Genomic DNA, 12,813 nt, shown 5'->3' on the forward strand with positions numbered 1-12,813 from the left:
GTCAATAGCGTTGTTAGTTGATAATTAGGAGGGCGATTTTGTGCATACTTTTGTTTTAGTAGTGCAAGTTATAATAGCAGTACTTTTAATAGCTGTAGTATTGGTACAGCCTGGAAAGACCAATGGATTAAGCGGATTCATATCAGGTGGTGCTGGAGAGAGTTTTTATTCTAAAAATAAATCAAGAACTTCAGAAGCCATGCTTTCAAGATTGACTGTGGTTTTAGCTATAATTTTTGCAGTGTTATGTATAATTCAGTATTTAATAAAGTAGGTATACCGTGAATACAGCAGAGTTTAGATTCTGAGGTATTCATTTTTTTATATAATTATTTTTTCTGAGTTGAGAATTACTTTTAAAAAATTATATACTAGCATTAAGTTCAGAAGTATAATGTAAATAGTGGATATATTTATATAAATATTGAATATTTTTAGTGAAATTGTACCAACATAATAGAAGGTGGTGAATATATGAATATAACGGAATCAATTTTAAATTTTATGAGAGAAAAGGCATATAAGCCTACAGATATAAAAGAATTGGAAAAAATTTTCGATATAAAAAAAGATGAAAAAAAGGAATTCAAGAAGATACTTAGAAACATGGAAAAGGACGGACAGGTAGTTAAGACCAGAACCAATAGATACGGGGTACCTGAGAGAATGGGACTTGTAGTTGGAAAGTTTCAGGGACATCAGAAAGGCTATGGATTTGTAATTCCTGAAGAGGGAACTGACATATTTGTACCTATTTCCGGTGTAAATGGTGCCATGAACAAAGATAAGGTAATGGTAAGAGTTTTAAAAGAAGAAAACAGCGGAAAAAAATGTGAAGGCGAAATAATAAGGATACTTGAAAGGGCTAACAAGACTATTATAGGTATTTATGAGGATAGCAGAAATTTTGGATTTGTAGTACCGGAAGAAAAGAGAATATATCAGGATATATTTATACCTAAGAATTGCAAAAAAGGGGCAAAAACCGGAGAAGTAGTCATTGTGGAGATAGTCCAGTGGCCTGATGGAAGAAGAAATCCAGAAGGAAAGGTAATAAATGTACTTGGAAAGAAAACTGAAAAGGGAATAGATATATTGACTATAATCAAAAAGAATGGTCTTCCTGAAGAGTTCCCTGAAAAAGTTGAAAGCTATGCAGATAATATCCCAAATGAAATTCCAGAAGAGGAATATGAAAGAAGAGAAGATTTAAGGGATCTTACAATAGTTACAATAGATGGTGAAGATGCAAAGGATCTGGATGACGCCATATCTATTGAAAAGCTTCCAAATGGTAATTTCCATTTAGGAGTTCACATAGCAGATGTTTCCAACTATGTAACAGATAGAAGTCCTTTGGATAAAGAAGCACTCAAGAGGGCAACTTCTGTATATTTAATAGACAGAGTCATACCTATGCTTCCTAAAAAATTGTCGAATGGAATATGCAGTTTGAATCCTAAAGTTGATAGACTTACTTTAAGCTGTTTTATGGAAATCGATGATACGGGCAAGGTAGTAGACCATAAAATTGTTGAGAGCATAATAAGAACAAGTGAAAGAATGACATATACAGATGTTACCAAGATATTAAAAGGTGAAGACGACAAGGTAATAAGCAGATATAGTTATCTGACAGGTACATTCCAGCTTATGGGAAAACTTGCCGACATATTGTATAAGAAGAGAATACTTAGGGGAGCTGTAGACTTTGATTTTCAAGAATGCAGTATAATACTTGACGATCTGGGCAAACCTGTAGAAATAAAGCCTTACGAAAGAGGAATTTCAAATCGTATAATAGAGGAATTTATGCTTGTATGCAATGAAACTATAGCTGAGCATATGTTCTGGAGCAATATGCCTTTTGTATATAGAATACATGAAGATCCAGATGAAGAAAAATTGATGTATTTCAATGAGTTTGTACACAACTTGGGATACACTATAAAGTGGGGCCAGGAAGTTCATCCAAAGGCACTTCAGGAGATTATAGAAAAAGTAAAGGGGAAAAAGGAAGAGACAGTAGTCAGTACACTTCTTTTAAGATCTATGAAACAGGCCAGGTATTCTCCTAAATGTATAGGACATTTTGGTCTGGCGGCCAGATATTACTGTCATTTTACATCTCCAATAAGAAGATATCCGGATTTAATCATACATAGGATAATCAAGGAACTCATAAATGGTAAACTTGATGAAAAAGAAGTAAAGAGATTGAATGTAAAAGTTGAATATGCTTCAAAGCAATCTTCAGAAATGGAGAGAGTGGCACAGGATGCTGAAAGAGAAGTAGATGACTTGAAAAAGGCTGAATACATGAGTAAGAGAATAGGAGAAGAATATAACGGTATAGTATCCTCTGTTACTAATTTCGGAATGTTCGTGGAACTTGAAAATACAGTTGAGGGACTGGTTCATCTAAGTACTATGACTGATGACTATTACATATATGATGACAGGCATTTGTCACTTGTAGGAGAAAAGACAAGGAATATCTACAAACTGGGAGATGAAGTTAGAGTAAAGGTGCTTAAAGTTGATATGGCTTCCCATGAGATTTATTTTGAAATGATTAAGGACGAGAAAAAGCTTGATGAAAAAAATATCAAAGATCAAATTTAAACTTTTATATTTAAAGAAACTTTGAAATTTATAAAAGGGGTGAATATAGTTGACTAAAAAGAAGACTGGGAGGAGTACTCTGGCTGAAAATAGAAAGGCAAGACATGATTATTTTATTGAGGAATCAATGGAGGCTGGAATTGAACTTGTAGGAACAGAAGTAAAGTCAATAAGAGAAGGAAAGGCAAATTTGAAGGATAGTTATGCAGACATAATAAATGGTGAAATATATGTGAAAAATATGCATATAAGCCCCTATGAAAAGGGAAATATTTTTAACAAGGATCCTTTGAGGACAAGAAAATTATTACTTCATAAATCTGAAATATCAAAACTTTTTGGATATACAGCTCAAAAGGGGTATACTCTAGTTCCGATGTCTCTTTATCTTAAGCATGGACGTGTAAAAGTAAATTTGGCAGTTGCCAAAGGTAAAAGAGATTATGACAAGAGAAATTCTCTTATGGAAAAGGAAGCCAAGAGGGATATAGACAGGCAAATGAAAGAAAGATATAGATAACTGAAGAGATAAATATATATTAATCATATAATATCTAACCTTAATATAATTTTATATCAAGGTTAGATATTGTTATATAGATTTATTTGTGTTTATGTTTTGAAGATCTGAACATTATTATAGAAGTGTACATTATAACTATTATAAGTACCCATTTCAATATTACTATAGGCAAATTTTTAACTATATATACAGCAAATAAAACACCAATACTTCCAAATATCATAGTTGGAATTGGGACCCTTATATCATAAGATCTTTCTTTTACAAATTTTATTGAAGCAGCGATTTCTAAAAATGCACATGAACCCATCATGACGGGAAATGCCACTCTCGGGCTCATACCAAGGGCAAATACCAATGCCATGCAGGGAGCATAAATCCCTATGCCAATAGTCATGAGAGCTCCAAATATGAAGTTCCCTATTAAACCTATAACCATACGTATTCCAGTTAATTCAGTAGCATTTCCTCCGGAGGGCATTAAATTTATCTGTCCTGCAAACATTATGAATGCTACTATTACAAGAGCTATACCCATTCCTATCTGAATTTTCCTTTCATCTAATTTTGATATAAATGAAGCTCCTAAAATAGCACCAATTGTAGCTGATATAATCATGGATACCAAAGTAAATACGTTTACTTTAACTATAGTTATAAATATAAGTGATTCAACTACTACAGGTATAGTACAAGCTACATTTAGTGTACCTGGTATTAGTCTGTCTTCAGTAAGTTTGAGATTTTTTAAAAGTGTAGTTAAAATTGCAAAACTCCCTATTCCAAGAGTATCGAAAAAATTTGCTATAAAACCTGTTATTCCAAATATAAAAAATTTTTTATTGTCTATTTCTTTATTTTTTAATCTGGGTACATAGTCTTTGAAGAATACAAGTAAAAAATATAGTGCAAAGACAACGAGTATAATTAATAAAATTCTGACCATTGCTCACATTCCTTCCGATGTAATAAAACCAAATAAATATATTCGACAATAATTTTAAAAATCCTTTATAAATAAAAAATTCCAGTTTAATTTTAAAACTGGAATTTTTTATTTATCTTATTGTTTTAGGTCTATAATATGTATTTATGTCCTTGGGATTGAATTTATCAGAGTATATGAAATCTACACCTAGATTTAATGCCCTATTAAGTTCTCTAGGATTATCAATTGTCCAGCAGAATACTTTTAGTCCATCTTTATGGGCTTTTTCTATAAGGCCTTTGTTTAAGTAGTCAATGTTACAATCTAGTTCAGTAGATTTAAATGATTTTATATATCTATAGCCATAAAGTTTTTTATTTGGGTTTACCATTGGCATCAAAATAAGTCTTTTGTTTTTTTGACGAAGATACTCTAGATCCTTATAATTAAATGCATGAATTAATAATTTACGGCTGTATTGATGCTTGTTTATAATTCTTAACATTGTATTTAAATCTCTAGTTTTATTACTAAGAAGTTTTATATCGAATACTGGTGTAAGGTTATATTTTTTACATTCTAATAGTGCATCTTCAAATCTAGGCAATTTTAAATTAGGATAATTAGATATATTTGCACCCGTATTGATCACAAGCTTGTCTATTTCCTTGGAAGTTTTTGATGATATTGGACCATGACCATTAGTAGTCCTATCAAGTGTACCATCGTGGAGCAAGTATAAAACTCCGTCAGATGATGAACAAACATCTAGTTCTACACCCCAGTATCCAATTTTTGCCGCTTCATCAATTGCAGGAATAGAATTTTCAGGGGCAACACCGCTTGCAGCACGGTGAGCTATTATAACTGGTTTGTTAAAATTTAGATTTACAGAAGTATAAACTGGTTTTGATGATGTATATTTTAGATTAACGGCTTTGGGACTTTTACTTATGGTAGATACTTTTGTTGTTGTATTGTATAAACTTTTTGAAGTATTTTTATTATTATTGTAGCTTAAATTTGGAGTAGCTATTGGTGAAATGATCAGATTAATAAATAATAGTATTATAATTTTATAAATAATATCATCCTCCATATTATATAAGTAGTTGTTGTAAGCAATTATTGGATATTAAGTCTATTATATATTAGAAATTACATGTTTTATTTACAAAAATATTACTTATACGACTCATTTGTTTACAAAACTGTGACATTGACTAAAAATTTAATGATTATAGGTAAAAATGGGAGTATATTAACATGATTCTTTTAGTAACCATTGTTATATATATCACATTCAATGTTATTCTTGAAATATGATGATATAATTTATTTAATATAGTATCTCTTGTAAATTTTAATATTCAATAGTTCTGATGAAGAAAGGAATGCCAAAGATGAAAATTACAATACGTAAATATATTGATAAAGATATACCATACATTACGAGAATTTGGAATAATGTAGTTGAAGAAGCAAAAGCATTTCCTCAAATAGAAAAAATGAGTGAAAAGGAGGCAGAAATATTTTTTGCATCTCAGTCATTTACAGCAGTTGCTGTTTGTGATGATCAAGTTTTGGGATTGTATATTTTACACCCCAATAATATTGGACGTTGTAGTCATATTGCAAATGCTTCATATGCTGTTGGTGTAAATTATAGGGGAGGGCATATTGGAGAAAAGTTGGTGCGCCATTCTATGGACAAGGCAAGGAAATTGAATTTTTCCATTCTTCAGTTTAACGCTGTTGTAAGTACAAATCAAAGTGCGATTCATCTGTATGAAAAGATAGGATTTAATCCTATTGGTAGTATTCCTGATGGTTACTTGCTTGGTGATGGAAGGTATACAGATATAAAATTATATTATATTTCATTAATATAATTTTAATTTTAAACTTTTGACGTTATAACAGTCTTCTACATAACCTAACCAAAATGATTTAATCAGTATTTGTTAGAATGTAATGATAATATGAGGGCAATCTTGCCCCCATTACTCATTTTTCTTATAATTAATGCTATTTATTTTCAGTATTATATTTTAAGGTTAATGACAATATAAATCCAATTATGAATATAATGCCACCAAATTTAATGGAATAACCAAATCCATAGAATGCAGAATCTATTTTATTTTGGTTGGCTGTTAAATAGTTATTTTCATAAGTGGACATAATTCCTAAAAACAAAGCAGATCCCAGACAGCCAGCTATTTGCATAAGGGTATTTATGATTGCTATTCCATCTACCCTTAATTTATTTGGCAGCTGATTAAGTGCAGTTGTCTGTGTATTGGATGCAACCATGGATGTGCCCATGCATATCAAGCAATATAAAATAACAGCTGTAAAAATGGAATTTGACTTTGTAATGCTAGATAATATAAAAATTGAGATACATGCCAATAAAACCCCGCAAGGAATTATTATTTTTCCTCCTATATTGTCATATAATTTTCCCGATATAGGTGATAAAAATGAATATAAAAGAGTTGCAGGCAATAAAATAATTCCAGTTATCAAAGTTGATGCTTTAAATCCATTTTCAAAAAGCATAGGCAGTATTATATTCATTGAGAATTGAAGCATTTGAATAATAATTATCAATAATACACTTCTTGTAAATACAGGATGTTTAAATGATTTTATTTGGAGCATTGGTTGTTTCAACGATGTCTGCCGCTTGCAAAAAAGTAGTGTGGATATTATACCAATTATAAATATTGCTGAAATAGCAACTATATCTGTATTGGATGTGGAACTTATGGAGTATATAATACATCCAATGCCTATAGCTGATAATAAAATAGACAGGTAATCTATTTTAGGCTTGGTTATTGTATTTACATTTTCAAGGAATAGATGTCCTAAAATCAAGCATAACACTAAAATTGGAATTAGAATTAAAAATAGTAAATGCCATGAAAAATATTGCAGCAATATTCCTGAAAAAGTGGGACCGAATGCAGGTCCTAATGATATTACACAAACGCATGCACCCATTACTGCCCCACGTTTTTCCGGTGGATTTATTATAAGAGCGGTATTCATTAAAATTGGTATTAACATGCTTGTACCAAGTGCCTGTATAATTCTAGATACCAATAGCAATGGAAATGATGTAGAAAAAAATGCACATATAGTTCCAATTAAGAATAAAGTAATAGCTGTCATAAATAATTTTTTAGTTGTATAAGTATTCATAAGGAATGCTGTAACAGGCATTAAAATGGCAATTACCAATACATAACCGGTAGTAAGCCATTGCACTGTTGTAGTACCTACATTCATTTCTATCATTAGTTTTGGGAAAGCTACGTTTAATATTGTTTCATTAAAAAGTGCTATAAAACTCCCTAAGAGTAATGTGAACATTATAATTTTTGTATTGTATTTTTTTGATTGTAGGTAGTTTTCTTGTTGAATCATATATGTTAATCTCCTTTTAATATTTAGACCAGTCTGTATATAATGATTAAAAAACCACTCAAGAGAATATAAATTTTAACTTAGCAAAGCCTCTATAGTATTACTGATTATTGAGAGTGGAACAGTATCCTTTCTTGTAACACAAATAGTAATAGCTCCTTCAATCATTATTTCAATAGTCATGCCCAATTCTTCAGCCCTTTGTTTTGAAAACCCGCTTTCAATCAATTTATGGGTATATACGTTACTTAACGCTGTGAATGCATCTTTACAAACTTTTCTTAAACGTTCATTTGAAGAATATGTTTCTAAGGCTATCAAACTTATCGAGATATTTTGAAGTTTGTTTTCTTCTTTCAAATCATTTATTATATTGCTTATTAAATATTTTATAGCTTCAATTGGATCTGAATATTTACTTAAAGTAATACCTAATCTTTCTATTATAGACTTGCTTGCCAGTTGAATTGCTTCTAATGCTAATTGTTCTTTACCATCAGGAAAATAATAGTAAAGAGATCCTTTAGGAGATTTACTCTCTTTTAAAATTTCATTTAGTCCAGTAGCACTAAATCCATTAATTTGGAAAAGCTTAGTTGCAGTATTAAGTATTTTTTCTCTTGAGTTATTTTTAGAATTCATAATTTATGTCCTTTCGACAAACAAAATTATAATGATTGGTCTATATAATTAGATTATTACTATTCTATATTTATGTCAATATATTTTACATTAAACACCTGGTTATCCAGGTGTCTTTTAACATTATTCATAAAATGGTATAAATTGTTTACAGATACTTAACCAATATGACATTAAGCCGTAACAAAAACCATATAGAATAATAAGTGTCCTAAGGAAATACCTTAGAGAAAATGGAAATAATGCTTTTACATAAATGAACAAAAGTAATGGTAATTACCAAACTGGTGCCTGTGGTTGCAGGGCACACTAAACTTAAGTGCAACCGCCATTAGATACAAATAATTGTTGTTCCCCCAACAACATATTACAAAATGAGCATCCGTCATTTAGGGTGCTTGTTTTTATGCATGAAATTCTTAACAACAAGAGTATTAACACATATTTAATATAAAGTTAATAACATAAGTGTATAGTAAAAACATATACCTCAATATATTGTTCACCAAAATATTAAATTTTTGGTTGAGTGTCTCAGATAATTATTTCTGAGGCTTATTTTTATGTATTGTTTATACATCTAATTGTCTTGCTATTGTTGACTGGGAAACCAAATGGTTATATAATACGATTAAGTTTTAATATATTGGAGGACAAGCAATGAGCAAAGAAGAACAGGTCATGAGGGGTTTATGGGACATATTTAAAAAGAGAATAGGGCTTGATAGCTTTAAAATGAAAGATAGGCTTAAGGGTTATAATCCTTCTGAAATACATTGTATTGCTTATATCGGAGAAGATGAAGATTCCAATGTGACAAAGCTGGCGGAGTCTTTTGGCATGACCAGAGGTGCCATAAGTAAACTAACTAAGAAACTCGTGAAAAAAGGGCTTATAGAAAGTTATCAGAAGCCGAATAACAATAAAGAAGTCTATTTTGAACTCACAGAGCAAGGAAAAATAATTTACAATATCCATGAGGAAATGCACAGAGAGTTTAAGGATAGAGATCAGCCCTTTTTTGAACAGGTAACCGAGGAACAGCTTGATGTTGTACTAGGCTTCGCGAAAAAGTATAATATGCATTTGGACACGGAAATAAAGAAACTGGGTGTAGATATGAAATCTGATAACCTATAGTTTCAAAGACTCTCCTTGAAACATATTAAGGAATATGAAATTGCTGGCAGCCCTCTCTTATTGAGGATGGGCTGCATTTTTATTCGACTTTAAATCTGCGAACTTTATTGTTTCCTACTCAACATTAATATTGACAAGGAAACAATAAGATGATAGAGTAATTATGTTGACAGGGAAACAAAAATGTCATTACGAGAGAAGATCGTATAATGAACACACAATCCGCATAATAAACGGGAAACAAAAACGATATGCAAGGAGGAAAAAGCATGAATATCATTGGAATTATCGCAAGTCAGCATAAAGAAGGCAATACTGCCTTTATTGTAAATAAAATACTCGAAGGTGCAAAGGAAAAGGGTGCTGAAACGAGTACTTTCAGTTTCAGTGATCTTGATATCAAACCATGCTGTGGCTGTTGGGCTTGCCACAACGGCAATCATGGTTGTGTTATCAACGACGATATGCAGAAAATTTATGACGCACTTGAGTATGCAGATGCCATTGTTTTAGGCTCACCGATTTACATGGGTCAGATGAGTGCCCAGGGAAAGATATTTACCGACAGGCTGTTTGCACGATTTTCCCCGCGATTCTCTCCGTTTTTCAAAGAAAATGCCGTGAAACAAAAGCTGATTCTTTCGTTTAATCAAGGTAATCCTGATGCCGGGCTGTTCAAATCTTATATTGATTATACGAAACACATGTTTGAGGTACTGGAATTTGATGCCGAAGATGTACCTGTTGTTACAGGTTTGAGAAATGGGCCGGTGCATGAAAGAGAAGATCTGTGTACTAGACTGAAAGATTTTGGATCAGTGTTGGTTTTGGAAGGATGTCGGAAATAATATGGAGGAGAAAACAATAATCTATTAAAATAGAAAGAAGATATGAATAGTAAACAGTGTAAGTTCACCGTAGTCACAGTTCTGTCTGCTTTATTGACATAGATCTCTGATAGCCTTCAGGTCATATGTAGTGTTGAAGAGGGGTGTGTGTTGATGTGCTATGGAATTTAATAGATAAAAAAGAGCCCTTGGGAAAGGGCAAATGAATTTTACGTTAACGAATAAGTTAACAAGTGGTATGACCTCATACTATCAAAAAACGAGGAATATGTCAAATGGAGGAATGAAAAGAAGAGTAATTAGTACTGACAATTGTGTAATAAAAAAGTCTTATAGAACTGTAAGTATAATTAAATGGATGGCTGATAAGGGTGCTGACATTGGAATTTAACTTTTGCCACTAATATTAAATAATATTGTACAGATCGAGTATTTATAAAGTAATTTTTATTGTTAACAGAAACTTATCCACAATGTTGATAATATAACAGCATTTACAAAGCTCAAGTAAAACAATAAGGATTTGTAAAGTCTTGAACTTACAGGTATCTGAGATAATTTAATGACATCTATTTTGACATCCAAAGCATAAATTTTTTATATATTTGTTACCATACAGTAATGATATGGGATAATATAAAAATGACTATTTATCAAATGATGATAAATAGTCATTTATTAAAATACCACGTTACCAATTGGTGGAGGCGAGGGGGGTCGAACCCCTGTCCGAAAGCAGAAACGCTTGAGCATCTCCGAGTGCATTCCTTAATTTAAAATTCCCTTATTCAGACGCCTAAGGACAGGCTTCTGAATTCAGTAGCTTCATAAATTCCGTTTCCAGGTCAAAGCTTTCCTGGACTCGGGACCCCGCTATCGGCGCCAGGCTCCGGAGCGCGGGAAATCCGGACTGACGGCTAGCAGACTATGCTGCTAAAGCTAATTCTTCGTTATTGTTTGCGTTTATATTTAAACCCCATAGTTTTTTAACGCGGGTCCACAGGTTCCCTCGACTCGCTTCTCAAACCCAACTTGCCCCCGTCGAAACCAAAATGCGCCCCCATAATGTAAAACGCAAATTGCCTTTAAGGCAAGAACTACAATAATTAAATACTTGATGTAGTTTTTAATTATAACACTTAAAGTCATATAAGTCAAAAAAATTTGCATTAATATTATTTAATATTTCCTATCACAGCATATTTTATACAGCATAACTTATTAGTATACTAATTTGTCCGGGGGAAAGATATGAACGTTGTACTTACAAATCTCCACTTTATATATCTTATATTCATAATTATAATAATTGTTGCAATGATAATGAAACGAGATATATCATTGATATGTATAGTTGGAATTTTTATTCTTGGTATAGTCGGAACGGCATCTATTTCAAAATCCCTTATTGGAGTATTCAACAGTCTTGTATATGCAACCAAAGAGCTTATGCCAACTATATTTATAATTTCCATAATAACTGCCATGAGCAATGTATTGGTTACTTCCGGAATAAATAAAGAGATGGTTAAGCCTTTTGGCAAGATAATCAAATCACCAACATCTGCCTATTGGGTAATAGGTATTGTGATGATGGCGCTTTCCTGGCTTTTTTGGCCGTCTCCTGCAGTAGCTTTAATAGGAGCACTGTTTCTTCCTATAGCTAAAAAAGTTGGACTACCCGCAATAGGAGCTGCAGTTGCAATGAACTTGTTTGGACATGGTATAGCACTGTCCAGTGATTTTATAATACAGGCGGCTCCAAAGCTTACAGCAGATGCAGCTGGCATATCTGTATCCAAAGTAATATCTGCCAGTGTACCTCTTACCATTGTAATGGGTGCAGTTACTACTATAACTGCATTTTACATGCTTAGAAAGGATATGAAAAGTGGAAAAATCAATACAGATTTTGATTTGGAGGATGAAGCAAATGAAGAGTCACAAATGGTTATTCCACAAACTTTTAGAAAAATACTGGCTGTCATAATAATTGCTGTTTTCATATTGGATATATTCCTCATGTATACCTATAAATTTCAAGGAGGGGATGCTACAGCACTTATAGGTGGAACTGCAGTATTTGTCCTCAGTATAATTTCAATCATATATTATAAAAAGGCATCTCTTGAAAAGATAACTGACAACATTGTGGCGGGGCTTCAATTTGGATTTAAAATATTTGGTGTTGTAATTCCAATAGCCGCATTTTTTTACCTTGGTGATTCAGCCTTTGGTGAAATTTTTGGAAATATACTTCCAAAGCATTCCCAGGGAATAGTAAATGACCTTGGAGTTGCACTTTCTAGTATAGTACCTCTGAATCCATTTGTAGCTTCTGGAACTTTGACTGCAGTAGGTGCTATAACAGGTCTCGACGGATCTGGATTTTCAGGTATATCCCTTGTCGGTTCCATAGCCCACATGTTTTCCATTTCACTTGGTGGAGGAACAGATGTACTTACAGCACTTGGACAGATATCAGCTATATATGTAGGTGGAGGAACTATAATACCATGGGCAGTTATACCTGTAGCTGCAATATGCAAAGTAGATGCCTTTGAACTCACCAAGAGAAATTTGATACCTGTTGTAATAGGTCTGGTTGTTACAACTATATTTGCAGTATTTTTAATGTGATAAGTCTATGTAAAACCCCAGCAGTACAT

General features: G+C 32.3%; 12 protein-coding genes and 1 other RNA gene. 8 read left to right on the plus strand and 5 right to left on the minus strand.

Annotation, left to right across the window (positions count from 1 at the left end; all coding sequences use genetic code 11):
• Window positions 1-40: 40 nt before the first annotated feature.
• From secG to smpB, 3 genes are all read left to right on the plus strand, one after another.
• Window positions 41-274 (plus strand): preprotein translocase subunit SecG, encoded by a 234-nt coding sequence (secG, locus tag KM800_RS03525; RefSeq protein ID WP_217811832.1) that lies wholly within the window; start codon window positions 41-43, stop codon window positions 272-274.
• Window positions 275-474: 200 nt separating this feature from the next.
• Window positions 475-2,625, plus strand: a complete 2,151-nt coding sequence (rnr, locus tag KM800_RS03530; RefSeq protein WP_217811833.1) for a ribonuclease R — start codon at window positions 475-477, stop codon at window positions 2,623-2,625.
• A 49-nt stretch (window positions 2,626-2,674) separates the two neighbouring features.
• Entirely contained in the window at window positions 2,675-3,145 is a 471-nt protein-coding gene (gene smpB, locus KM800_RS03535; protein WP_217811834.1) for an SsrA-binding protein SmpB, read from the plus strand.
• A gap of 82 nt (window positions 3,146-3,227) precedes the next feature.
• Here the strand turns inward: smpB and KM800_RS03540 are convergent, their stop codons facing one another.
• Both KM800_RS03540 and KM800_RS03545 read right to left on the minus strand, forming a co-directional pair.
• Window positions 3,228-4,094 (minus strand): TSUP family transporter, encoded by an 867-nt coding sequence (locus tag KM800_RS03540; RefSeq protein ID WP_217811835.1) that lies wholly within the window; start codon window positions 4,092-4,094, stop codon window positions 3,228-3,230.
• A gap of 112 nt (window positions 4,095-4,206) precedes the next feature.
• Window positions 4,207-5,175, minus strand: coding sequence for a glycerophosphodiester phosphodiesterase (locus KM800_RS03545; RefSeq protein ID WP_254906450.1), 969 nt, complete (start codon window positions 5,173-5,175; stop codon window positions 4,207-4,209).
• A gap of 304 nt (window positions 5,176-5,479) precedes the next feature.
• Here KM800_RS03545 and KM800_RS03550 point away from each other — a divergent pair, with 304 nt between their 5' ends.
• The gene (locus KM800_RS03550; RefSeq protein WP_217811836.1) at window positions 5,480-5,968 is read left to right on the plus strand and encodes a GNAT family N-acetyltransferase; all 489 of its coding nucleotides are present in this window, start codon (window positions 5,480-5,482) and stop codon (window positions 5,966-5,968) included.
• A 136-nt stretch (window positions 5,969-6,104) separates the two neighbouring features.
• On the opposite strand, the gene KM800_RS03555 is transcribed toward KM800_RS03550, so the two are convergent.
• Both KM800_RS03555 and KM800_RS03560 read right to left on the minus strand, forming a co-directional pair.
• Window positions 6,105-7,514 (minus strand): DHA2 family efflux MFS transporter permease subunit, encoded by a 1,410-nt coding sequence (locus KM800_RS03555; RefSeq protein ID WP_254906451.1) that lies wholly within the window; start codon window positions 7,512-7,514, stop codon window positions 6,105-6,107.
• Between the two features lie 75 nt (window positions 7,515-7,589).
• Window positions 7,590-8,156: a TetR/AcrR family transcriptional regulator gene (locus tag KM800_RS03560; protein WP_217811837.1), complete on the minus strand. Its 567-nt coding sequence runs from the start codon at window positions 8,154-8,156 to the stop codon at window positions 7,590-7,592.
• A 660-nt stretch (window positions 8,157-8,816) separates the two neighbouring features.
• Between KM800_RS03560 and KM800_RS03565 the strand changes: the two genes are divergently transcribed.
• The 3 genes from KM800_RS03565 to KM800_RS03575 all read left to right on the plus strand — a co-directional run bounded on the left by KM800_RS03565 (window position 8,817) and on the right by KM800_RS03575 (window position 10,535).
• Window positions 8,817-9,296, plus strand: coding sequence for a MarR family transcriptional regulator (locus tag KM800_RS03565; protein ID WP_217811838.1), 480 nt, complete (start codon window positions 8,817-8,819; stop codon window positions 9,294-9,296).
• A 269-nt stretch (window positions 9,297-9,565) separates the two neighbouring features.
• Window positions 9,566-10,144 (plus strand): flavodoxin family protein, encoded by a 579-nt coding sequence (locus KM800_RS03570; protein ID WP_217811839.1) that lies wholly within the window; start codon window positions 9,566-9,568, stop codon window positions 10,142-10,144.
• A gap of 202 nt (window positions 10,145-10,346) precedes the next feature.
• On the plus strand, window positions 10,347-10,535 hold the full coding sequence (locus tag KM800_RS03575; RefSeq protein WP_217811840.1) for a hypothetical protein: 189 nt from the start codon (window positions 10,347-10,349) through the stop codon (window positions 10,533-10,535).
• 308 nt (window positions 10,536-10,843) lie between these two features.
• On the opposite strand, the gene ssrA is transcribed toward KM800_RS03575, so the two are convergent.
• Window positions 10,844-11,206: a transfer-messenger RNA gene (gene ssrA / locus KM800_RS03580) on the minus strand.
• A 189-nt stretch (window positions 11,207-11,395) separates the two neighbouring features.
• Between ssrA and KM800_RS03585 the strand changes: the two genes are divergently transcribed.
• The gene (locus KM800_RS03585; protein ID WP_217811841.1) at window positions 11,396-12,784 is read left to right on the plus strand and encodes a hypothetical protein; all 1,389 of its coding nucleotides are present in this window, start codon (window positions 11,396-11,398) and stop codon (window positions 12,782-12,784) included.
• Window positions 12,785-12,813: the final 29 nt, after the last annotated feature.

This window comes from Clostridium tyrobutyricum, from assembly GCF_019144085.1.
GTDB lineage: Bacteria > Bacillota > Clostridia > Clostridiales > Clostridiaceae > Clostridium_B > Clostridium_B tyrobutyricum_A.

Excerpts from the sequence above, each read along its gene's own strand:
- rnr (WP_217811833.1), top strand. The coding sequence starts at position 475 with ATGAATATAACGGAATCAATTTTAAATTTTATGAGAGAAAAGGCATAT.
- KM800_RS03540 (WP_217811835.1), bottom strand. The coding sequence starts at position 4,094 with ATGGTCAGAATTTTATTAATTATACTCGTTGTCTTTGCACTATATTTT.
- KM800_RS03545 (WP_254906450.1), bottom strand. The coding sequence starts at position 5,175 with ATGGAGGATGATATTATTTATAAAATTATAATACTATTATTTATTAAT.
- KM800_RS03550 (WP_217811836.1), top strand. The coding sequence starts at position 5,480 with ATGAAAATTACAATACGTAAATATATTGATAAAGATATACCATACATT.
- KM800_RS03555 (WP_254906451.1), bottom strand. The coding sequence starts at position 7,514 with ATGATTCAACAAGAAAACTACCTACAATCAAAAAAATACAATACAAAA.
- KM800_RS03560 (WP_217811837.1), bottom strand. The coding sequence starts at position 8,156 with ATGAATTCTAAAAATAACTCAAGAGAAAAAATACTTAATACTGCAACT.
- KM800_RS03565 (WP_217811838.1), top strand. The coding sequence starts at position 8,817 with ATGAGCAAAGAAGAACAGGTCATGAGGGGTTTATGGGACATATTTAAA.
- KM800_RS03570 (WP_217811839.1), top strand. The coding sequence starts at position 9,566 with ATGAATATCATTGGAATTATCGCAAGTCAGCATAAAGAAGGCAATACT.
- KM800_RS03575 (WP_217811840.1), top strand. The coding sequence starts at position 10,347 with ATGAATTTTACGTTAACGAATAAGTTAACAAGTGGTATGACCTCATAC.
- KM800_RS03585 (WP_217811841.1), top strand. The coding sequence starts at position 11,396 with ATGAACGTTGTACTTACAAATCTCCACTTTATATATCTTATATTCATA.